Source organism: Methylomonas sp. 2BW1-5-20, assembly GCF_052474515.1.
In genome coordinates this window covers 1924667-1944758 of record NZ_CP184127.1, presented here as the reverse complement: position 1 = coordinate 1944758, position 20092 = coordinate 1924667, and the positions used below count along the sequence as shown (strand labels likewise).

The 20092-nt window shown below is 50.3% G+C and carries 20 protein-coding genes; 13 read left to right on the top strand and 7 right to left on the bottom strand.

Annotated features, from left to right (window positions below):
* Positions 1-40 precede the first annotated feature (40 nt).
* Positions 41-580, bottom strand: coding sequence for a gamma carbonic anhydrase family protein (locus ACH50O_RS08750; RefSeq protein WP_446811635.1), 540 nt, complete (start codon positions 578-580; stop codon positions 41-43).
* 80 nt (positions 581-660) lie between these two features.
* Between ACH50O_RS08750 and ACH50O_RS08745 the strand changes: the two genes are divergently transcribed.
* Together ACH50O_RS08745 and ACH50O_RS08740 are read left to right on the top strand one after the other, a co-directional pair.
* Complete coding sequence (locus tag ACH50O_RS08745; RefSeq protein WP_446811634.1) at positions 661-1671, top strand: SPFH domain-containing protein; 1011 nt, start codon at positions 661-663, stop codon at positions 1669-1671.
* A 1-nt stretch (position 1672) separates the two neighbouring features.
* Entirely contained in the window at positions 1673-2344 is a 672-nt protein-coding gene (locus ACH50O_RS08740; protein ID WP_446811633.1) for a TFIIB-type zinc ribbon-containing protein, read from the top strand.
* On the opposite strand, the gene ACH50O_RS08735 is transcribed toward ACH50O_RS08740, so the two are convergent.
* The 6 genes from ACH50O_RS08735 to ACH50O_RS08710 form a co-directional block, all read right to left on the bottom strand.
* Positions 2328-2936 carry a chorismate--pyruvate lyase family protein gene (locus ACH50O_RS08735; protein WP_446811632.1) on the bottom strand — a complete coding sequence of 203 codons (609 nt, stop codon included), beginning with the start codon at positions 2934-2936 and terminating at the stop codon, positions 2328-2330. The genes ACH50O_RS08740 and ACH50O_RS08735 overlap by 17 nt on opposite strands.
* A 3-nt stretch (positions 2937-2939) precedes the next feature.
* A complete protein-coding gene (gene recG / locus ACH50O_RS08730; protein WP_446811631.1) occupies positions 2940-5027 on the bottom strand; it encodes an ATP-dependent DNA helicase RecG in 2088 nt (695 codons plus the stop codon).
* A 42-nt stretch (positions 5028-5069) separates the two neighbouring features.
* Positions 5070-5465: a RidA family protein gene (locus tag ACH50O_RS08725; RefSeq protein ID WP_036274748.1), complete on the bottom strand. Its 396-nt coding sequence runs from the start codon at positions 5463-5465 to the stop codon at positions 5070-5072.
* 1 nt (position 5466) lies between these two features.
* Positions 5467-7650, bottom strand: a complete 2184-nt coding sequence (locus ACH50O_RS08720) for a RelA/SpoT family protein (protein WP_446811630.1) — start codon at positions 7648-7650, stop codon at positions 5467-5469.
* Positions 7651-7655: 5 nt separating this feature from the next.
* Complete coding sequence (gene rpoZ / locus ACH50O_RS08715; protein ID WP_446811629.1) at positions 7656-7895, bottom strand: DNA-directed RNA polymerase subunit omega; 240 nt, start codon at positions 7893-7895, stop codon at positions 7656-7658.
* 472 nt (positions 7896-8367) lie between these two features.
* Positions 8368-9819: a M48 family metalloprotease gene (locus tag ACH50O_RS08710; protein ID WP_446811628.1), complete on the bottom strand. Its 1452-nt coding sequence runs from the start codon at positions 9817-9819 to the stop codon at positions 8368-8370.
* A gap of 127 nt (positions 9820-9946) precedes the next feature.
* On the opposite strand from ACH50O_RS08710, the gene tusD reads away from it, so the two are divergent.
* The 11 genes from tusD to ACH50O_RS08655 all read left to right on the top strand — a co-directional run bounded on the left by tusD (position 9947) and on the right by ACH50O_RS08655 (position 20040).
* A complete protein-coding gene (gene tusD, locus ACH50O_RS08705; RefSeq protein ID WP_446811627.1) occupies positions 9947-10336 on the top strand; it encodes a sulfurtransferase complex subunit TusD in 390 nt (129 codons plus the stop codon).
* A gap of 6 nt (positions 10337-10342) precedes the next feature.
* Positions 10343-10699, top strand: coding sequence for a sulfurtransferase complex subunit TusC (gene tusC / locus ACH50O_RS08700; protein ID WP_446811626.1), 357 nt, complete (start codon positions 10343-10345; stop codon positions 10697-10699).
* Between the two features lie 93 nt (positions 10700-10792).
* A complete protein-coding gene (locus tag ACH50O_RS08695) occupies positions 10793-11380 on the top strand; it encodes a PilZ domain-containing protein (RefSeq protein ID WP_446811625.1) in 588 nt (195 codons plus the stop codon).
* Positions 11381-11452: 72 nt separating this feature from the next.
* A complete protein-coding gene (gene birA, locus ACH50O_RS08690; protein WP_446811624.1) occupies positions 11453-12421 on the top strand; it encodes a bifunctional biotin--[acetyl-CoA-carboxylase] ligase/biotin operon repressor BirA in 969 nt (322 codons plus the stop codon).
* Positions 12418-13158 carry a type III pantothenate kinase gene (locus tag ACH50O_RS08685; protein WP_446811623.1) on the top strand — a complete coding sequence of 247 codons (741 nt, stop codon included), beginning with the start codon at positions 12418-12420 and terminating at the stop codon, positions 13156-13158. The genes birA and ACH50O_RS08685 overlap by 4 nt, the downstream gene beginning before the upstream one ends.
* Entirely contained in the window at positions 13155-13907 is a 753-nt protein-coding gene (locus ACH50O_RS08680) for a hypothetical protein (RefSeq protein WP_446811622.1), read from the top strand. Before ACH50O_RS08685 ends, ACH50O_RS08680 begins: the two co-directional genes overlap by 4 nt.
* Positions 13908-14120: 213 nt before the next feature.
* Entirely contained in the window at positions 14121-14723 is a 603-nt protein-coding gene (locus tag ACH50O_RS08675; RefSeq protein WP_446811621.1) for a hypothetical protein, read from the top strand.
* A gap of 358 nt (positions 14724-15081) precedes the next feature.
* Positions 15082-15651 carry a hypothetical protein gene (locus ACH50O_RS08670; RefSeq protein ID WP_446811620.1) on the top strand — a complete coding sequence of 190 codons (570 nt, stop codon included), beginning with the start codon at positions 15082-15084 and terminating at the stop codon, positions 15649-15651.
* 262 nt (positions 15652-15913) lie between these two features.
* A complete protein-coding gene (locus tag ACH50O_RS08665; protein ID WP_446811619.1) occupies positions 15914-16039 on the top strand; it encodes a hypothetical protein in 126 nt (41 codons plus the stop codon).
* 545 nt (positions 16040-16584) lie between these two features.
* Positions 16585-17595, top strand: coding sequence for a hypothetical protein (locus ACH50O_RS08660; protein ID WP_446811618.1), 1011 nt, complete (start codon positions 16585-16587; stop codon positions 17593-17595).
* A gap of 174 nt (positions 17596-17769) precedes the next feature.
* The gene (locus ACH50O_RS08655; protein ID WP_446811617.1) at positions 17770-20040 is read left to right on the top strand and encodes a cytochrome c peroxidase; all 2271 of its coding nucleotides are present in this window, start codon (positions 17770-17772) and stop codon (positions 20038-20040) included.
* Positions 20041-20092 lie beyond the last annotated feature (52 nt).

Sequence of the window (20092 nt, the reverse complement as noted above, 5' to 3'; positions counted from 1 at the left end):
TTACATTAACGCCTTTCTACAGGCAATAAACCACAGGTGTTTACGGAGCGGAAGGCGATAGATAATCGTTTTTCAAGCGCACATAATGTTTGGCCGAATATTCCAGAAAAGCTTTTTCCTCATCGGTCAATGCCCGCATTTGCTTGGCTGGGGCGCCGACATATAAATATCCGCCCTCCAGCTTTTTGCCTGGCGGTACCAATGCCCCGGCACCCAGCATGACATAGTCTCCAAGTTCGGCATCGTCCATCACAATCGCGCCGATGCCTATCAGGCAATAACTTCCTATTGTGCAAGCGTGTATCACTGCTCGGTGGCCTATGGTGACGCCTTTGCCTATCGTTAAAGGATGTCCTTGCGGCGAATAATCGCCGGCGTGGGAGACATGTAAAACCGCGCCGTCCTGAACGTTAGTACCGTCGCCGATGCTGACGGCTTCCACATCGCCGCGTATCACCGTGGTTGGCCAGACCGATACATCGTCGCCGATTGTCACATCGCCGATCACGACCGCTGCTGCGTCGATATACACGTTTTTGCCGACTTTTGGTTGTTTGCCTTTATATGTTCTGATTGCCACCGCAACTCCCGTTTTTTGCCATAATTAAACCGCGATGTTACGCAATTAATCGATTCTTCTCCAGTCCAGCGAGGGTAGTAATGGCATTCATAGACGGTATCAAACGGCAACTGCGTTCGGTTATCGAATGGGAAAATCCCGATCCGGATCTGTTGTTGGCGCAATGGACTGAAAATGGCGACGAAATCAAAAATGCCTCCAAACTGATCGTCGGTCCGGGGCAGGGCTGTATTTTCGTGTATCAGGGTCAGGTCAAGGGGGTTATCGAAGACCAGTGCATGATCAATCTGGAAACCGATAACGTACCGTTCTGGACCACGATCAGGAAATTCATGCAGTTTTTTGAGAGTGAGCACAAGGTAGGGATTTATTTCTTCCGCAAAACCAAGATTCTCGATCAGAAGTGGGGTACTACCTCGCCAATCAAATATCAGGACCCTAAATATCATTTCCCGGTCGCTTTAAAAGCTTATGGCAACTATAGCTATCAGATAGCCGACCCCGGGGATTTCTTCGTGAATATCGTCGGCAGCCATAACCAAATGCGCATAGACGATTTCCGCAATATTCTCTCGGCGCGGATCATCAATCCCATTTCCGATTATCTGGCGGAATGTCAGCATAGCTTCGCCGACATCGATGCCAATCGCGACGAAATAGCTCGGGGCATAGCCATTAAACTGGCGATCGTGTTTCGCAAGTTGGGTTTTAGCATTAGCGATTTTCGCATCGAAGGGACCGATTTCGACGAATACACCTTGCGCCGTATCAATCGTATTGCCGATCTGACCGCTGAAGCGCAAGCCGCGCAAGCGGTGGGTCTGGATTATGCCAAGGTGCAACAGTTGGATGCTTTGCGCGACGCAGCGCGCAACGAGGGTGGCGGTGCCGGTCTTGGCATGGGGATGGGGGCCGGCATTGGCTTGGGGCAAGGCATGGCGCAATCACTGGGCGCGACAACTAATCAGGCCGCAGCTGACAGTAATCAAACTGTCGCCAAGCTCACCGAGTTGAAACAGTTGTTTGACGCGCAGCTGATTAACGAAGCCGAATACGCCGCCAAGAAACAACAAATATTGGCTAAGTTTTAGCATGGCCAACTGCACGAGTTGTTCCGCGCCGTTACCAGTCAATACGCAATATTGCAGTTATTGCGGGGTCCGCAATGATATCGACTTGCAGGGCAAGCACGATTATCAAGTGATTGACTCCACCACTGAGCGGGTTTGCCCTGAATGCGCAAAAATCCTGCAAACCATTAATCTGGATGCCGCCGGTTCCTTGCATATAGAGCGTTGTGCCACCTGTTACGGCTTGTTTTTCGATCCCGGTGAAATAGAAACATTGCTGGATAGCGCGGTAGCGCCGGTCGTTACCGTTAATTTAGAGCTGCTGAGCAACATCAATCAGGACCGTTATCCGCAAAATGCCACTGTAAAATATCTTAAATGTCCGGTGTGCCAGGTGTTAATGAACCGGGTGATCTACGGCTACCGCAGCGGTGTGATTATCGACCAATGCAGAAGCCATGGCATCTGGCTGGATGGTGGACAGATCAGCCACCTGTTGGAATGGAAAAAAGCCGGCGGCCAGATCTTGACTCAGCAAAAAATCGCTGCCAAACAAGAAAAAGCCAGTTCCGAGCAATTCAAAAAGGCCTTTCGGAAAGACTATTCACGGCCGCAACAAAGCTACGGCGAACAAAGCGTTGATGGGGATTTGGTGGCGTCGGTAGCGGAAGTACTATTCAAGATTTTTGAATAAACGACTTAGCTGTTTCCGGCAGGTGTTCAACTGCCGGCGCCAGCACCGCAGGTAAAAAAAACTCTGCCACCAGCAACGGTTGCCGATGGATCGCGTAAACCGTGCGACGCCCCCAAGTAGCATCTTCAACACCAACCGCCGTTTGCAGACCTGGCGACCAAATGCCGCTGTCGGCCCGGCTAAATTGCCGCTGACGGCGCTCCAAATCCGGATAGGCGAAAATCACTTCGCCCAACGGCCGGGTGCCGAGGTGAGATAGATTACGGTGGGCGATTTCTATCGTGGGTTCAGGCAGAATAGTGCGGGCCAGCACCAAAGGCACGCCATTGGCATGTAACATCACTTCGCGGATCAATTGATAGCGGCACGGCGGCAAGCCCAGTAGTCGGCATTCGTCTATGAAAGCTGGCTTCCAGCGGTGGAATAACACTTTTACGCCGAAACGGTAGCCATGTATGTCGCGCAGACGTTTGGTCAACGAACCAGTTTCATTGAGCCAGGATTGCAGATCGTTCGGTAATTGCCGTTGGCTGCTCTGTTCGTGGCTTTTCCAGATTGGCGGGCGGCTGAATAAAAAACTTTTGTCGGGCAAGCGCTAAACCTCGGCGTAATGGCGGGTATGGCCGATCCAGCGTTGGATCAGCGGTTGAATGGCGTCTGGGTGGTGGCGATGGATTAATTGCGCGGCGGCCGGGATCAGTTCCAGCAAGTCGCTGTCGCGGCTTAAATCGGCGATTTTGAACTGAATCTGCCCGGTCTGGCGGGTGCCCATTACTTCGCCGGGGCCGCGTAATTCCAGGTCTTTTTCGGCGATGACGAAGCCGTCGTTGCTTTCTTTCAGGATAGCCAGACGTTGCTTGCCGGCTTGGGAGAGTGGTGACTGATATAACAGCAAGCAATAGCTATCCTGATCGCCGCGTCCAACTCGACCGCGTAGTTGATGCAATTGCGACAAGCCTAAACGTTCCGGGTTTTCGATGATCATCAGGCCGGCGTTCGGCACGTCCACACCCACTTCTATCACGGTGGTAGCGACTAATAAATCGCACTCGCGATCTTTGAACGCTTGCATCACCGCGTCTTTTTCAGCGGCTTTCATGCGGCCATGCACCAGACCGACGCGCACGTTCGGCAGAGCTTGGCACAGATAAGCGGCGGTTTTCTCGGCGGCTTCGCATTGCAGAACTTCGGATTCCTCTATCAAGGTGCAGACCCAATAGGCTTGGCGTTGCTGTGCGACCCAATGCTCGATACGGCCGATTACTTCTTTCCGGCGTTCCGAGGAAATCACACTGGTGGCGATGGGTTTTCGTCCCGGCGGTAACTCGTCGATGATGGAAATGTCCAGGTCGGAATATTGCAGCATCGCCAGCGTGCGAGGAATGGGCGTGGCGGTCATGATCAATTGATGCGGACGTAATCCGCCATGCTGGCCTTTTTCGCGCAGGGCCAAGCGCTGATGGACACCGAAGCGGTGCTGTTCGTCGATGACGATTAAGCCCAGCTTATGAAAATGCACGCTGTCTTGAAATAGCGCGTGCGTGCCGATCACGATATTGGCCGAGCCGTTCGTCAGGGCGTCTAAAGTGGCTTGCCGGGCTTTACCTTTCAATTGGCCGGTCAGAAACAGCACTTGGTGGCCGGTTTCGGTGAACCATAGGCTGAAGTTACGAAAGTGCTGTTCGGCCAATAATTCCGTGGGCGCCATGATTGCGACTTGATATCCCGAGTTCAGCGCCAGCAAACTTGCCAGAGCCGCCACCACGGTCTTGCCGGAACCAACGTCGCCTTGAACTAGACGCAGCATGGGTTGTGCTTTGCGGCAATCGCTTTCAATTTCGGCGCTGACCCGTTGTTGCGCACCGGTCAACTGAAACGGCAAGCCTTGCAGGAACGCCTGTTTGGCAGAGGTGTTTATTTCGAAAACCGGCGACTGCCAGCTTTTATAAGCCAATTTGCCTTGCAGCAGCGCCAGATGGTGGGCCAAAAACTCTTCAAACACCAGGCGTTTTAACGCGGGCAGGGAGCCGCCGCTGATGATTTCCGCCGACAAATGCGGTGGCGGATTATGCAGGGTTTGCAGCGCGTCGTTCAGGGAAGGGTAGTCATGCGCCGCCAACAAATTGTTGGGCAGCCAATCTGTGATCGCGCTGTCGCTTGCTAAACATAGCGTTAACGCCTGTTTGATAGCTTTACGGAGCGTAGATTGGGAAATGCCTTCGGTCAGCGGGTAAACCGGCGTCAGTGTAGTTTCCAGTAGTTGCTCGGCGGCAGAAACGATTTTGTATTCCGGATGCACCATCTCCAGGCCGTTGTAGCCGTAACGAATTTCGCCGAAACAGCCGATTAGGGTGCCGGGTTTAAGTTGTTGGCTTTGTTGGACGGTGAAGTGAAAAAAACGGATCGACAAACTACCGCTGTCGTCGGCGATGCGGCAAATCACGCTGGGGCGACCGCGCTGGATGCTGTCGGTGAATTCCACCGTGCCGCAGACCAACGTGGTCATGCCCGGTAATAAGTGGGATATGGGCACGATGCGGCTGCGATCCTGGTAACGCAAAGGCAGGTGGAATAATAGGTCTTGCAGGGTATGGATGCCCAGTTTTTCCAGGCGGGCGGCGGATTGTGAACCGATGCCTGTCAGCGTGGTGACAGGCTGTTTATGCGGTTCCGGATGATTCATGAATACTCAAATGAGGCGAGTTAAAACGCCCCTCGGACTGGATCAGTAGTATTCGTTGCGCAATACCATCACGCCGTCCATTTCCACGCCAACGCCTTTGGGTAGTGCCGCAACGCCAATCGCGGCACGGGCCGGGTAAGGTTGGCTGAAATATTCGGCCATGATTTCGTTGACGATAGGAAAGTTGGTTAAATCGGTCAGAAATACATTAAGTTTGACGATGTCGTTGAAGTCGCCGCCGGCGGCCTCGGCGACTGCTTTCAGGTTATCGAATACGCGGCGAATGTGCACAGCGATGTCACCGTCCACGACTTGCATGGTTTCCGGGTCAAGCGGGATTTGTCCGGATAAATAAACTGTCTCGCCGACTTTGATGGCTTGCGAATAGGTGCCGATGGCTTGCGGTGCAAGAGGTGTCGAGATAATTTCCTTGTTCATGCTATGCCTTGATGCGAGTAATTTTTAAAACGATGGAGAGTTTTTTTAGTTTGCGAATGATATTGGCAAGATGTACGCGATCCTTCACGGCCAGGGTCAGCAAATCTACCGAAACGCGGTCGTCTTGACTGACCACGGTAATGTTTTCGATATTGGAATCCATGCTGGAGATGGTCGAGGCGATGGTGGCCAACGAGCCGCGTTGGTTTAACAATTCGATACGAATTTCGGCGGGGAATTCGCCGCTGGCTTCCGGGCTCCATTCTACATCCAGCCAGGTAGTCTGTTTTTTTCTGACTTCGTTGCTGTTACGGCATTCGTGATGATGGACGACGATACCTTTGCCGGGATTGAAGAAGCCGATAATCGAGTCGCCCGGAATCGGCCGGCAGCATTTGGCCAAGCTGACGACGATGCCCTCGGTGCCTTTGATGATTAAAGGGGTTTTATGCGTGGATTCGTTGTCGTCGAGTTTGACGGCTGCGTTGACGTCTGTTTGGCTAATGCGTTTAGCCACCAGGAAGGGCATGCGATTGCCCAGACCAATGTCTTCCAGCAATTCGTTCATCGAGTGTTTTTTCAAGACCTGCAACACCTGGATGATGCGGGTGTTATCGACATTTTCCAGCTGAATGTTCAGACTCTGCAATTCTTTTTCCAGCAAGCGGCGGCCAAGATTGATCGCTTCTTGTTGGTTGAAGTTTTTTAGGTAGGCACGGATGCAGCTGCGGGCCTTGGCTGTGGTGACATAGTTCAACCACAATGGATTCGGTCTGGCCCAGGTGGCGGTGATTACTTCCACCGTCATGCCGTTTTCCAGCTTGGTTTGCAGCGGCACCAGTTTCTTGTCGATGCGCGCGGAAATACAGGCGTTGCCGACATCGGTATGCACCAGATAAGCAAAATCGACGATGGTCGCGCCGCGCGGCAGTTTGATGATCTTGCCCTTGGGGGTAAACACGAAAACTTCTTGAGGGAAAAGATCGACTTTTAAGTTATCGATGAATTCCAGCGAATCGCCGGCGGATTTTTGGATCTCCAATAAATCGCGCAGCCATTCGTTGGCGCGGGCCTGAATGGTTTCGCTTTTATCGTTGTCGGATTTATATAGCCAGTGTGCAGCAATCCCCGATTCAGACAGACGATGCATTTCGTGGGTGCGAATCTGAATTTCGATAGGCACGCCGTAAGGGCCTATCAAGATTGTATGTAGAGACTGATAGCCGTTGGCTTTGGGTAGTGCGATGTAGTCCTTGAAGCGGCCGGGTACCGGCTTATATAAATTATGTACGCAGCCTAAAGCCCGATAACAGTCGTCGACTTGTTGGCAATAAATCCGGAAGGCGTAGACATCGAAAACATCGGTAAAGGAAATGCGTTTGCTGAGCATTTTTTGATAAATGCTGGCGATGTTTTTTTCGCGGCCGGCGACGGCCCCATCCAAGCCGGCCTCTTTTAGCCGGTTTTGGATTGCATTCTGGATGGTGTCGATAATTTCCTTGCGGTTACCGCGCGACTTTTTCACGGCATTGTTGATGGCCGTGAAACGGTTGGGGTAGAGCGCTTTGAAACCCAGCGATTCCAGTTGATGCCGCACGTCGTTCATGCCCAGCCGATTGGCGATCGGGGCGTAAATTTCCAGCGTTTCCTTGGCGATGCGGCGTTTTTTGTCGACCGGCATGTTGCCCATGGTTTGCATATTGTGCAAACGGTCGGCGAGTTTCACGACAATTACTCGCAGGTCTTGCGCCATCGCCAGAAACATTTTTCTGACGTTTTCCGCCTGTGCTTCGGCGCGGGAGCGGCTGTCGATTTTCGAAAGTTTGGTGACGCCGTCGACCAGTTCCGCAACTTCCGAACCGAACTGTTCGCCCAGTTGCTCCTTGCTGATAGGTGTGTCTTCGATTACGTCGTGCAATATCGCAGCCATGATGCCATGGTGGTCCATGTGCATGCTGGCCAACGTAATCGCCACGGATACCGGATGGCAGATATAGGCTTCGCCGCTTCTGCGGAACTGCCCGGAATGTGCGGCCGCGCCGAAATGATAGGCGCGGACGACATCGTTGATTTGTTCTTGGTCGAGATAGCTGCGCAGGACTTCGCAGAGCTGGTGAAGAAGTTTTTCTTCAGGATGCTCGATAGCAGGTAGCGAAGGAGCTGGTTTGACAGCTATCTCGGGCATGTGGCTTAGATTTCCAGATGGGTTTCCGAAACGTATCCGGTGCGATGCAAACGGTCGATGTTTTCTTCGTTGACAAAGCCCGCGGCTATTTCGCGCAACGCTAGTACGGTATCTTTGTCTTTGCCGCGCGGTATGAATTCATCGGCGCCTTTTTCCAGTTGCCGTGCTCGCTTGCTGGCGAGTAACACCAATTTGAAACGGTTTTCCACATTTTCTAAACAATCTTCAACGGTAACGCGTGCCATGATTAAACCTTGATCTGAGTTTGCGGGGGAGCTTTGCCCGACAGACTGTAACAGTATCGAGCGAAGAAGGCTGGATTATAAAATAAATGGCTGGCTTAGGCCAATCGGGCGGCTGCCTAAGAGTAGGCCGAGATAAAACGGCAGGCAATAAAAAGCCCGCTATGCGCGGGCCCGTCCTGTTTGTTGTAATTATTATTGTAGTTATGTTGGACGCCTGCCTAGGGCAGTTTAGTCAAGCAGTTACTGTTTTATTGTTATTATTATCAGCCTTTTTCACAGGCCGCTTCCCTCCCCCTCAAAGATGCAACCGGTTAAGGTTGAATGCACTCCGTAAAAGGTGGGCGAAGTTTATTTTAAAAAAAACCGGGTGTCCAACAAAAAAAGCCAATTTTTTTTGAGAAATGGTTTCGGCTCGAAAATAATTTTTTTAAACAAAAGCTTAGCAACAATCAGAGTTGTCTAATGTTTAAAATTAGCGTTCCACTCGGCGCGCTTCTTCTTCGCTTAAATAGAAATTTAAGCGTTCGTTAAGAATTGCCTGAAGTTGAAAACTCAGGTTGGTTTCTTGTTTGGCCAGTCTGATTTGCATGATTGCCGCTTCTGTTTCGCCATTGGCGTAATAGTATTCGGCCATATAACGGTGCGATTCGCCGGGTTGTTTGAGATCGGCGAAGATCTGCGCCAGCAGCTCATAATAAAAAGGTTGTTCTTTTTGACTGTCGGATAAGCTTTGCAACACTTGCTTGGCGTGCTGTGGCTGAGCGGTTTTTATCAAACTGCGGGTGTATTCGATTTTGACGGCATCGTTGCTAGGAAAACTGGCAATAGCCTTTTCGTATAATTTACCTGCTTTCTCGTATTCGTGGGCTTCCATGGCGGTTCGCGCTAACGCGGCAATATATTGCGGTTGCTCGGGATATTGCTCCGTCAGTTTTTGAAAGATTTCGCTAGCCGCAGGGTATTGCTGGGTTTCCAATTGCACCAAGCCCATACCGTATCTGGCTACGGCTCGTTGTTCCGGAGTACCTTGCATTTCCAGCGTTGTGAAATGTTGCATTGGCGTGCGTTTGTCTTCAGCTGATATCACGGTGAGTTTGGCCTTGGTCAACAAATAGGCCAAAGAGTCCGGATATTGCCGATAAGGATAGATTTCGGCTCGACCTCGGGTATCGGCGACACGGTTTTCAGAAACCGGGTGAGTCCTTAAAAATTCCGGTACGCCCTTGCCGTAATAACGCGTGGATTGCTGTAGACGTTCGAAAAAAGTCGGCATGCTGCGCGGATCGTAATTGGCGCCGGCCAAGGTTTGCATACCCACACGGTCGGCTTCCTTTTCGTGGTCGCGAGTAAAATCGATCTGAAACTGAATATTGCCGGCTTGTATCGCCATCAATGCCGCTTGACCCATGTTCGGCGATTGGGTGCCGATCAAAATGGCCGCCAGCGTCGCGGCGACGGTAGGAATCGACATTTTGCTGGCTTTTTCAATCGATCGATAGAGGTGTCGTTGGGTAACGTGCGCAATCTCGTGAGCCATAACGGAAGCCAATTCACTTTCCGCTTCCGTCAATAGAATCAGGCCCGAGTTGACGCCGATATAACCGCCGGGGCCGGCGAAGGCGTTAATGTTGGGATCCATCACCACGAAAAAATGAAAAGGATTGGATGGTGTATCGCTGTGGGCGGCTAATTGCCGGCCTATGGTTTGAATATATTGCTGAATTTCCACATCCTGATTGATCTCGGCTTGTTGGTGCAAGTTTCGAAAAAAAGCCTCGCCGAATTCCTTTTCCTGAAGCGGCGAAATTAATGCGCCGGCGGAATCGCCCATGTCGGGCAGTTGGATTTTTTCGATGTCCACCGCACTCGGTTGTGTGGAGTACAGGATTAGGCCTAGGCTAAAAATGAGGGGCTTAAGTTTCATGGGGGCTGAGACCGGAAGCTGTAAAGTTGGTTCAATTGCAACGCGATTTGCAGCAAAAACGGGCACGTCGGGCAGGCTCGTATTAAAATGCGGCGAATGCTTAGTTTATTGATTATTTTACAGCGCGATGAAGTACGCCGTACAAGTTAATGCCAGTCCTTACGCCAGCAACGCCGGCTACAACGCCTACCGGTTTATCGAGGCGGCATTGCTGGCGGATCACCAAGTATTGCGCGTGTTTTTTTATAAGGAAGGCATCTATCATGCTTTTCGCTATGCAACCCCACCTGAGGATGAATTGCAGTTTGGGCAAAACTGGTCGCAACTTGCGGAGCGGTATGGATTGGATTTGGTGGTGTGTATCTCCGCAGCTCAGCGCCGAGGCTTGTTGTGTCGCGACGAAGCCGTAAGGCAAGGGAAGCGGGACGACGATTTGGCGCCGGGGTTTCGCATAGCGGGGCTAGGTCAATGGTTGGAGGCGACTTTGCTGGCTGATCGTTGCATTGTATTCGGTTGAGAAAGTATGAAACGCTATCTGTTTATCATGCGTCGGCCGCCGCACTGCGGCAGTCATCTACAGGAAACCCTGGATGTGATTTTGACGGCGGCAGCCTTCGATCAGCAGGTGGCTTTGCTGTTTGCGGACGAAGCCGTATTGCAATTGAAAACACATCAAGGTGCGGATGGAATGGCGCTGAAAGATACCTTGGCCATTTTTAAGGCTTTACAGATTTACGACGTCAATGATTTGTATGTGGAACAAGAGTCTTTACATGCCGCTGGACTGGATACTGACAATTTGATTTTGCCGGTCAGCATTTTGCCGCGCCGGGAAATTAAACACTTGATGCGCGGTTACGATGTGATTGTTCCGGATTAAAATCGCAGGATTGCCCTGTCAGGGGCACTTATTAAGCTAAAATTCTTGGCTTGGAATATATAACTCACCAAATGTACTGAGGAAGAACGTACCATGGCGGATGAAATTGAAGAAAAAAGGCGCTATTTCCGGGTCAACGACACGATAAATCTGCTGCATAAAGTCATCGATAAAAAAAATGTAAACGCCTTGAGCCATGTTTCCAACGACGTGCTCGGGAATTGCTCGTTGACGGCGGCCCTCGACGTGTTGACTCAAGAGTCGCGTATGCTGTCGCCGCGCTTGGAGCGCCGCGATCCGGAAATGTTCGAATATTTGAAAATCATCGACACCAAGATCAATCTGATTGCCCAAGCGCTGAGTGCGCAAAACGAACAATTCTCCGAACATGACACTCGAGAGGTGAGTCTTAGCGCTACCGGCCTGGCTTTTAGCAACGATATAGCCATAGCTGTCGGCGAGCTCTTGGAATTACGTATGCTGTTGACGTCGTGCATGGCTGTGATCGTTGCCTACGCCCGAGTGGTGCAATGCAAGGATATTTCGGATGACAACCCGGAACGACCGTTTGCTATTTGTGTTGAATATGTCAATTTGACTGATGACGATAGAGAGTTATTGATCAAACATGTCATCAAAAAGCAGTTGCAACAATTGCGGGACAAAAACGAAGTTGGCTAACGGTTTGCATATTTACAGGCTGGTCGGTGGCATTTACGGCAGGCTGATGCCTTGATCTCTCCAAAACTCAAAATGCTTTTACAGGCTCTGGCCGACGGCCGATTCCATTCGGGGACCGAGTTGGCTCAGTTACTTGGCATTAGCCGTTCCGCTGTTTGGAAACAACTAAGCGCCTTATCCGAATTGGGTGTCGAGTTGCTGGCAGTGTCTGGTAAGGGGTATCGTTTGCAACGTCCCTTACAGCTACTAAATCTCCAGCAGATTGAGCAACATCTTGATGCACGTGCCCGGCAACTGCTTGGACAACTGGAAATTCACGACCAAATTCATTCAACCAACGCGCACTTGCTTGAGTCGGCACGATTGGGGGGCGATAGCGGTCTGGTGTGTCTGGCCGAGCAGCAAACTGCCGGCAAGGGGCGGCGCGGGCGACAGTGGGTTTCGCCGTTTGGACACAATATCTATTTATCCGTTTTATGGCGCTTTCAAGGCGGACCGGCAGCAATAGCCGGCCTGAGTTTGGCTGTGGGTGTGGCGGTAGTGCGCGTTTTGCGAAGTTTAGGGGTTACCGATGTCGGCCTGAAATGGCCGAACGATATTTATTGGCGGCAACGTAAATTGGCCGGCATTTTAATCGAAGTTTCCGGGGAGAGCAGTGGACCGTGCCATGCGGTGATGGGTTTGGGCTTAAACGTGTATCTGCCGGAGCAACAAGCGGAAAGCATAGAGCAGGACTGGGTCGATTTGCACAGTATCCTGGCCGAATTCGCTCACGGAAAACGCAACCGCTTGATTGCCGAGCTTTTAAATCAGCTGCTACCAATACTTGCCGACTACGAAGTGCGTCCGTTGGCGCATTATATTGAGGAATGGCGACGTTACGATTGCATGCAAGGTAAGCAAGTGAATATTTTCATGGCCGAACAGGTGTATAGCGGCGTGGTGAGCGGGATCGATGAGCAGGGACTGCTGTTGTTAAAACAGGAAGGCGGCCAAAATCGTGCGTTTGCGTCCGGCGAAGTAAGCTTTAGACAATCATGATTTTATTGATCGATATTGGTAATTCGCGTCTGAAGTGGGCTCTGGCAGATGCAAGTGCAATTCGGCCCACAGTTTTCATGGATTATCGGCAATTTGGTTTTCTCGATCATTTGCGGCAACTTTGGCGCGATCTCGACGTTCCCCGACAAATGGCGATAGCTTCGGTAGCGGAACCAAAGATGGCCTTGCTACTCATCGAGTTGGCTCGGAGTCTTTGGCCGCGCATCGATGTAATTAGTCCCAGAGCTTCGGTTGCGGCGTTTGGGGTGAGAAACGCTTACAGTCAACCTGAAAAATTGGGCGTGGACCGTTGGCTGGCCTTGCTGGCAACCCACTGTGAGTACGCCGGTGATTATTGTATTGTCGATTGCGGTACTGCTATTACCGTCGATTTTATCGACGCCGATGGGCTGCATCGGGGTGGATTGATTAGTCCGGGATTGGTGTTAATGAAAAAGGCGCTTACCCAAAATACCGCTGCTTTGCCATTTAGCGATACCATGCCCGATACCAGACTTGCTTGCGCCACTGAACCGGCGATCAACAATGGTAGTCTGTTGGCGGCTGTAGGCTTAGTGGAAGCCGCGTTACAGCGGCAGCCGCGCACTTACCGTCTGATTTTAAGTGGAGGTGATGCGGAGACCGTTGCCGAACAATTGTCCGTTCCTTCTATCATTGACCACAATCTGGTCTTCAAAGGTTTGCTTTGCTATAGCCAAAAACAAACCGCCGTATGAAAGCGCTGTTTTTTCTCGTTTGTTTGTTGAATATATGGTTTTTTTTCTGGGAGCTCCATAATGGTGCGTTCACGCCGCCTCAAGAACCGCAAACTGGCGTACCCAGTTTATTACTGGTGAGCGAAAGGGAAACGGCAAGGCGCGGAACGGAAATTTCTCGACACCTAGATAGATCCGTAATCGAATGGCAAACCAAGCTGATTACCGACATTTCGCAACGATTAGATTCGCCCCGTGATCAGTATTTACTTGCAAATGCTAAACGAATAGTCCAGCCGAGCGCCGCCGTTCAGCATGCGCCGCCTCCCGATAAATGCTACGAAGCCGGTCCATTTAACGATCCGGCGGAATTGCAGCGTTGGGCCAGCACCGAGCATTTAAAGCTGTTCAAGCCGATTTATAAAAGCTCGGTAACAGCTAGTGATTTTCAGGTTTATTACCCTGCGGCAAAAGACAGCGAGCAAACACGTATCAATAAACTGATGTTGCAAGCTAAAGGTTTTACCGATATTTGGACTGTGATTGATGGTGAGATGAAAGGCGCGATATCGTTGGGTGTTTTCAACGATAAGCAGCGAGCAATGTTGTTTAAAACTCAGTTGGCTGAGCGCGGCATCAAGGCCGAAATCCGGCAGCGCACTAAAACTCGAGAGGAGCTGTTTATTCGATTTATGGCCGGTGCGTTAGTTTCGCCTAAGCCTTCGTATGTAAATTTACCGGCTGCCGATTGTGAAAACGCCCTGAAATAGTGCCGTTTGTCATCCAAGTGTAAAAAACAGCGTAGTAAGTGTCGGTTAAATTTACGATTTCCAAAGGCTATATTTCTATGTAATTGATAATAAATAGTTTTTATTATGGCATGGTATTTGTATGATAACGAGCGGGCTGGTATGGTTTGTATACCAACCCCCCTTCGTAGCCGATATTGAGGAACAATTTCGGCTACAAAGTAAGGTGGTCAAATGGATGACCGTTTGTTAACGTTAAATAAATGGGGAAAATCAATGAAGATGATTTTATCTTTAAAACACTGGGCTGCGATTTGCCTGTTTGCTGTTTCAACCGCTAGTTCCGCTAGCGTTTGGGCGCCTACAAGCAATGTTGCTTCTTTTTTTGCGACTAATTTACTGGGTCAACCTGTATTTACTGGTACGTTTGGTATTTTTGAAGATACTGCCGATATCAGCCAAGGCAATTTTGTCGTGTCATTTACAGGGTTCGATGCAGTCACATTTACCGCTAATGGTGGAAATTATGATGTGTCGACATTGTTCTCCAAAAATACCGGTCAATTATCCGGGTCAAGTAGCTTTAAAATAGGTTACCTGTCCAATACCGGTTGGAAATCGGAGTTGTTCAATTCGGATGAAGTTGAGCCGTTCATTACTTTTGGTTTTGGAACCGGCAATAGCTTTAATAATTTGAAGCTATTGGTCGCGGCTGGAATTCAAGCGGTTGAAAGCCCGATAACGGCAGTGCCTCTCCCTGCATCTGTATGGATGATGACTAGCGCTCTGTTGGGTTTGCTCTACACAGGACGCCGTAAAGCTGTAGTTAATGCCTAATTGATTAGGCATTGAGCCGGGGGTAGCGGTTTCCGTTACTCCCGGCTTTTTTATGCGCGATGCAAATTCGCCCGGCTTTAACGCGCCAAGTTGGTGATTTTTACCCGATAACGGCGGAATCAGCCCGAATTCTGTCGGAAAAATTTACAAATATCGTGTTCTTAATTTGGTAACTTATTGAAATCATGATATTAATATGGTTGGCATATTTTTTGTTAGGTATATACTGAGCTAATGCGGGATTTTTGTTAACACCGCTCCCCCTGCTCTGTCTTCGATGTTTATAAACATCAGATGCTATAAAGCGACCAAAAGGATGGTCGTTTGTTAACGTTAACTTGCAAATTGGGCGAAATCAATGAAACCGATTTTATCTTTAAAAACATGGCTTGCTGTTTGTTTGTTCGCCGTATCCGGTACTAGTTTTGCTAGTGTTTGGGCGCCGAGCGATGGAAATAGCAATTTCTATCCTGATACGGCATCGTCGTTTCCATTTTACTCATCGGATACTTTTGGTATTTTTGAAGACAATGTAAATTTAAGTACAGACGCTCCCGTGCTAACTTTCACTGGAGCTGCTTCAGTGACGTTTGCTGCCATTGGTGCGAATTACTCGGTAACTAGCGGCTCGAGTACTGGTACATTGTTAGGTTCAAGCAATTTTCAATTGGCTTGGTGGTCTGGGTCGAGTTGGAAATTTGAGATTGAAAGTCTTGTTCACCCACTTGGCAATGTATTGCTGTTTGCTAATACGTTGAATCCGAGTAAACAAGATATTCATAGACTGCTTGCGGTTGACATAGTGCGTTCACATGCGACTTCGGATGGTCCAAGCGCAGTACCTCTGCCGGCTTCCGTATGGATGATGACCAGCGCGCTGTTGGGACTGTTGTACACGGGCCGTCGTAAAACTGCGGTTAGTGCTTAATTGTTAGATTGATTAAGCCGGGTGGCGATTTTCGCCACCCGGCTTTTTTTATGCCCGAAAATTTATGGTGGGATATTGTAAAAGTTATTCTAAATCAAAGTATTGTTGGATTTTAGAGCGTGCTTATTAGCAAAATTGCAGTCTTTGAAAGAACGCTAAACCAATCAGCCAATGAATTAATCTTTCTTTTTATAGGGAAAATGCGTGATATGCCATATTAGTGCGGGAAATCACCGGACGTTGTCGATTTTCGGCGATTTGCATGAAATGGCTGTTATCAGAAGAGGAACTTGCCAATGAATACATTTTGTACCGTCAAATTCGGTTTAAAAGCCCGGATTTTAAAGCCGATTCAATTGCTGGCGCATTTTTGGGAGTGTGTTCTTAAATAATTGGACATGCCCCGTGTTCAGTTATAGGGCGCTCGCTAGCTGGATTCGGTTGTAGGCTTCGTGCCTCAGGCTAGTTCGGCAGTTATTGGCATCTGTTGTCGAAATCTTTAGCGAATATCCGTTTACATTATGTGAATAAATGCTTTGCAGAAGTCAATAATTCATTTTATTCAATTGCTTATCAGCCGCTGCGCTGAAATATCTTTCCCATTTTGCGGGGCTTTTCCGTTTAGATACATATGCCGCGCTAAATGCGTTTTTATGTGAAGGCGTTGAAAAAGAAATGCTTAGATATGACAAAAAACATAGTTTAATTGTGTGCTTTTTTATCTTATTGATTTTAAACAATTATAAATAGGCATGATGTTTGCTTTTGTGTTGTTGCAATTGAAAGCGTAGTTGTCGTTGCCGGGAAAAAGCCAAACCTGCCGTGAGGAGGATGCGGAAAATCAGGGGTCTTGCCTCAAAGAGCGCCTGATCGCCCCTAAGGGAATGATCTACAGAAAGTTCTAACATCATATGAGGCAAGTAAATGATAGGCATGCAAAAAAATAAATTGCGTAAATCCATTTTGGCAATATTAGGCGTATCGGCAATGGCCGGCTATTCCAGTCAAGCTGCGGCGATCAGCCCCGCTACACTACCGGTATTGACCGCAGGCAGTACGGATATTTTGCAATCGTTATCCGGTGTCCCGGCCACCAACCTAGCGCCGAAAAGGGCTTGGTCCGACTACGGCACGAATTTCAATTATGGTTGGACGCACACGGCAGCATTCAGGATATTTCAAGTCGGCAATGCTGCGGATATCGCAAGCGGTGCGCGTTTTGACGTGACGGTGGATTTGCAGGCCAAAACAGGAGTTACCACGGGCGCTGCATTAAATCCGGTTGCGCCGATGAATTCGCCTGCTTTCTCTATTTGGACCAGTGGTACGAATCCGCTAGTTACGGGTGCCGCCACAGGTAGCGGTTACGGCCATGAATGGAGTCAAGTACGCGGCGCTCTTGATGGCGGCGTAGCGGGTTTTGATAGAGAAGCCGTCGATCCGAGTTTGGGAAGCAATGGCTGGCTAGGCTCGGGCGGTGGCGGAAATCTGGTCGATGGTCACGACGGCTGGATTGGGTATGCGAATGCGGGCTATTCGTTTACCAACGGCGACGGCGATAAAGTTCAAGGCCGATTGGCTGGTGCCAGCAATCCGACCAATATCGGTCAATATGGTGGCGGGGCCGGCGATCCGCTCAACGGTCAGGCTTTGACCAATGTCAACGGTTCTTCCCCATACGTTTACACTGGTTTTGCCACTTTGAGTGCGGGGAATGCCGCTTTGAGCTTGACAGGCTTAAAGGCGGGCTATTACTTGATCGGTTGGGCCGGCGCTTGCGCGGATGATAATGCAAATGGGCAAAATTGCAGTGCGGCCGCGCCACAAGCCTATAAGTTGACAATCAGCAATAATGGTTTGACGACAGTACCTGTCCCAGGAGCGGTCTGGCTGTTCGGTTCCGCTGTGCTTGGCATGGTGGGCTTCGGGCGCAGGAAAATCTGAGTCGCCTAATCCAGGGGCAAACATTGGGTTTGCCCCCTTTCTGCAAATTCGAACGCATCCCAAACGCCGAGCTTTCCGTTAGGGAGGCGGCACGGAACGTTAGACTGGATATGTTAAACGGCGTCGAGAAATTCACGAGCTCGAAATGCTGCCTGCTTACCCCCCAAGAGGTAAATGATGAAATTAAAGTTCAAACTCTTAGTGCTACTGGGCGGATTGTTCCCGACGTTACCGGTATTTGCGCATGGCCCCGTGCCGGTATCGTTGCACAATGTGCCGGTACCGCCAGTTCCGGGTCTTTTGGACGGGGCCGATCCTATCGTCATCAATAAAACGGCTGCCATAGCGTTAGGTAAGGCTTTGTTTTGGGATGTGAATGTCGGTAGCGACGGTATGGCTTGCGGTTCCTGTCATTTTCATGCCGGCGCCGACGGCCGCATCAAAAACCAGATTAATCCCGGCGCAAAAAGCGCGCTTCCAAGTGGACAAACGTTCGACACCTTACGCTCCGGTAGCGGGGGGCCGAATCACGTGCTCAGCGCGGCCGATTTTCCCTTGCATCGTTTTACCGATCCCACGGATAAATTCAGCGCCATCGATTTTACAACCGACGATGTGGTTGCGTCGTCGGGGACATTCAGCGGCCAATTCTTAAATGCCCCGCGGTTCACCGGTAACGACGACGAATGTAGCCGAAGCGCCGATTCGGTGTTTCACGTGAACGGCGTAGGTATGCGCCGGGTGGAACCTAGAAATGCGCCGACTGTGATAAATGCGGTTTTCAATCACCGGAATTTTTGGGACGGTCGCGCCAATAATATATTTAACGGCAGTAGCCCCTGGGGCGAGCGCGATCCTGGTGCCGGCGTTTGGGTTAAGGTCAATGCCCGAACTGTGTCCAAACAAAAACTGCATTTAGAAAATTCATCGCTGGCTTCGCTGGCGACCGGCCCCGGACTGAGCGACACCGAAATGAGTTGCAGGCAACGCAAGTGGCAGGATGTCGGGCGTAAATTGTTATTGCGTCAGCCTTTGCAAAATCAGAAAGTACATAACGAAGACAGCGTTTTGGGGCCGTTGAGTGCAAGTACCGTAGGCAGTTTAAAAAACGGTTTGAATACAACATACAAAAATCTGATTTCCCAGGCGTTTAACCAGAAATATTGGGCATTTAGCGGTATAGGTCCGTTTGGCGCGCCTGCCGGCCAAACGCCTTACAACCAGATGGAAGCGAATTTTTCCATGTTTTTTGGTTTGGCTTTGCAGCTTTATCAGTCAACCTTGATCTCAGACCAATCGCCTTTCGATTTAAGTCCATTGGATGCGAATTTACGTCCGACCTGGACCAATGTGGTTGGTGCGACGCCTGCCGAGACTGCGGCAAAGCGGGCCCAATTAACGCGGGGCGGCAATCTGTTTTTCAATAACCACTGTAATCTCTGTCATACCGGGCCTAGCATGAGTCTGGCGGCCGTTGCCGCCAATGCCGCCTTGTTGACGCCGACCGCCGGAGCCACATTCGGACCGCCCGCCACGCCGATAGCTTACGGCCCGAACGCCTTTGGGCCGGGATATGCCGCCAAGGCCGCGGGTATGACGCAATATGTGAACGTGGTGACCCGCGACTACAATGTGGATATTACGCCAGTGTTGATGGATTTAGGATTTGTGAACACTGCCGTCGGCGATCCGAATGCGGATCCTGGTATAGGCGGCGTTGACGATTTTGGGAATCCGTTGTCGTTCAGCGCGCAATATATCGATTACTTGTTGGATAACGCCGCTGGCGTTCATGATGCCGCTGTTAAAAATGTGAGGTCCTGCGATTTCATTGCCAGTCTGGCCATACAAACGGATTCTCCGGAATTTTATTACTTCACAACGGCCGACGGCTTGATTGCCGATGGTAGTCGAGAAGGGACATTGCGTAATCAAAATTGCGCCGACCCGGCGACAGCCTTCATTCCTAGCGTGGCGGCCGCACGGGCCGGAGTGTCGGGGCCGAAAATGGCGTTTGCCACCAAGGCCGCGTTTAAGGTGCCTACCCTGCGCAATATCGAGTTGACCGGGCCTTACATGCACAACGGCAGCATGGCAACCTTGGAGCAGGTGCTGGAGTTTTATGCGCGGCAAGGCAACTTCTACAACGAAAATCTGCATTTTCAAGTTAGTGGTATTTCTTCGTCGGTGAATTCGCCAGCCAACCGCGCCGATCTTATTGCTTATTTAAAATCGTTTACCGACGAACGTGTGCGTTATCAAAAGGCGCCGTTCGATCACCCCGAGGTCCTGGTGCCGCATGGCCAGATTGGCGATGAGCAATTCGTCACGCCGGGCAATCCGTTACACGCAGATCTTGCAAAAGACGAAACGCTCGTGGTGCCGGCGGTTGGCGCGAACGGTACAGTTGATCCGGTGCTGCCTTTCGAGCGACTGTTGCAGTAGCGATTTCTAAGTTGCCGGTCCTCTCTTTACGGTGTATCCGCCCGAGGAAGAG

Excerpts from the sequence above, each read along its gene's own strand:
- ACH50O_RS08745 (WP_446811634.1), top strand. The coding sequence starts at position 661 with ATGGCATTCATAGACGGTATCAAACGGCAACTGCGTTCGGTTATCGAA.
- ACH50O_RS08740 (WP_446811633.1), top strand. The coding sequence starts at position 1,673 with ATGGCCAACTGCACGAGTTGTTCCGCGCCGTTACCAGTCAATACGCAA.
- recG (WP_446811631.1), bottom strand. The coding sequence starts at position 5,027 with ATGAATCATCCGGAACCGCATAAACAGCCTGTCACCACGCTGACAGGC.
- ACH50O_RS08725 (WP_036274748.1), bottom strand. The coding sequence starts at position 5,465 with ATGAACAAGGAAATTATCTCGACACCTCTTGCACCGCAAGCCATCGGC.
- ACH50O_RS08720 (WP_446811630.1), bottom strand. The coding sequence starts at position 7,650 with ATGCCCGAGATAGCTGTCAAACCAGCTCCTTCGCTACCTGCTATCGAG.
- rpoZ (WP_446811629.1), bottom strand. The coding sequence starts at position 7,895 with ATGGCACGCGTTACCGTTGAAGATTGTTTAGAAAATGTGGAAAACCGT.
- ACH50O_RS08710 (WP_446811628.1), bottom strand. The coding sequence starts at position 9,819 with ATGAAACTTAAGCCCCTCATTTTTAGCCTAGGCCTAATCCTGTACTCC.
- tusD (WP_446811627.1), top strand. The coding sequence starts at position 9,947 with ATGAAGTACGCCGTACAAGTTAATGCCAGTCCTTACGCCAGCAACGCC.
- tusC (WP_446811626.1), top strand. The coding sequence starts at position 10,343 with ATGAAACGCTATCTGTTTATCATGCGTCGGCCGCCGCACTGCGGCAGT.
- ACH50O_RS08695 (WP_446811625.1), top strand. The coding sequence starts at position 10,793 with ATGGCGGATGAAATTGAAGAAAAAAGGCGCTATTTCCGGGTCAACGAC.
- birA (WP_446811624.1), top strand. The coding sequence starts at position 11,453 with ATGCTTTTACAGGCTCTGGCCGACGGCCGATTCCATTCGGGGACCGAG.
- ACH50O_RS08685 (WP_446811623.1), top strand. The coding sequence starts at position 12,418 with ATGATTTTATTGATCGATATTGGTAATTCGCGTCTGAAGTGGGCTCTG.
- ACH50O_RS08680 (WP_446811622.1), top strand. The coding sequence starts at position 13,155 with ATGAAAGCGCTGTTTTTTCTCGTTTGTTTGTTGAATATATGGTTTTTT.
- ACH50O_RS08675 (WP_446811621.1), top strand. The coding sequence starts at position 14,121 with ATGGATGACCGTTTGTTAACGTTAAATAAATGGGGAAAATCAATGAAG.
- ACH50O_RS08670 (WP_446811620.1), top strand. The coding sequence starts at position 15,082 with ATGAAACCGATTTTATCTTTAAAAACATGGCTTGCTGTTTGTTTGTTC.
- ACH50O_RS08665 (WP_446811619.1), top strand. The coding sequence starts at position 15,914 with ATGAAATGGCTGTTATCAGAAGAGGAACTTGCCAATGAATACATTTTG.
- ACH50O_RS08660 (WP_446811618.1), top strand. The coding sequence starts at position 16,585 with ATGCAAAAAAATAAATTGCGTAAATCCATTTTGGCAATATTAGGCGTA.
- ACH50O_RS08655 (WP_446811617.1), top strand. The coding sequence starts at position 17,770 with ATGATGAAATTAAAGTTCAAACTCTTAGTGCTACTGGGCGGATTGTTC.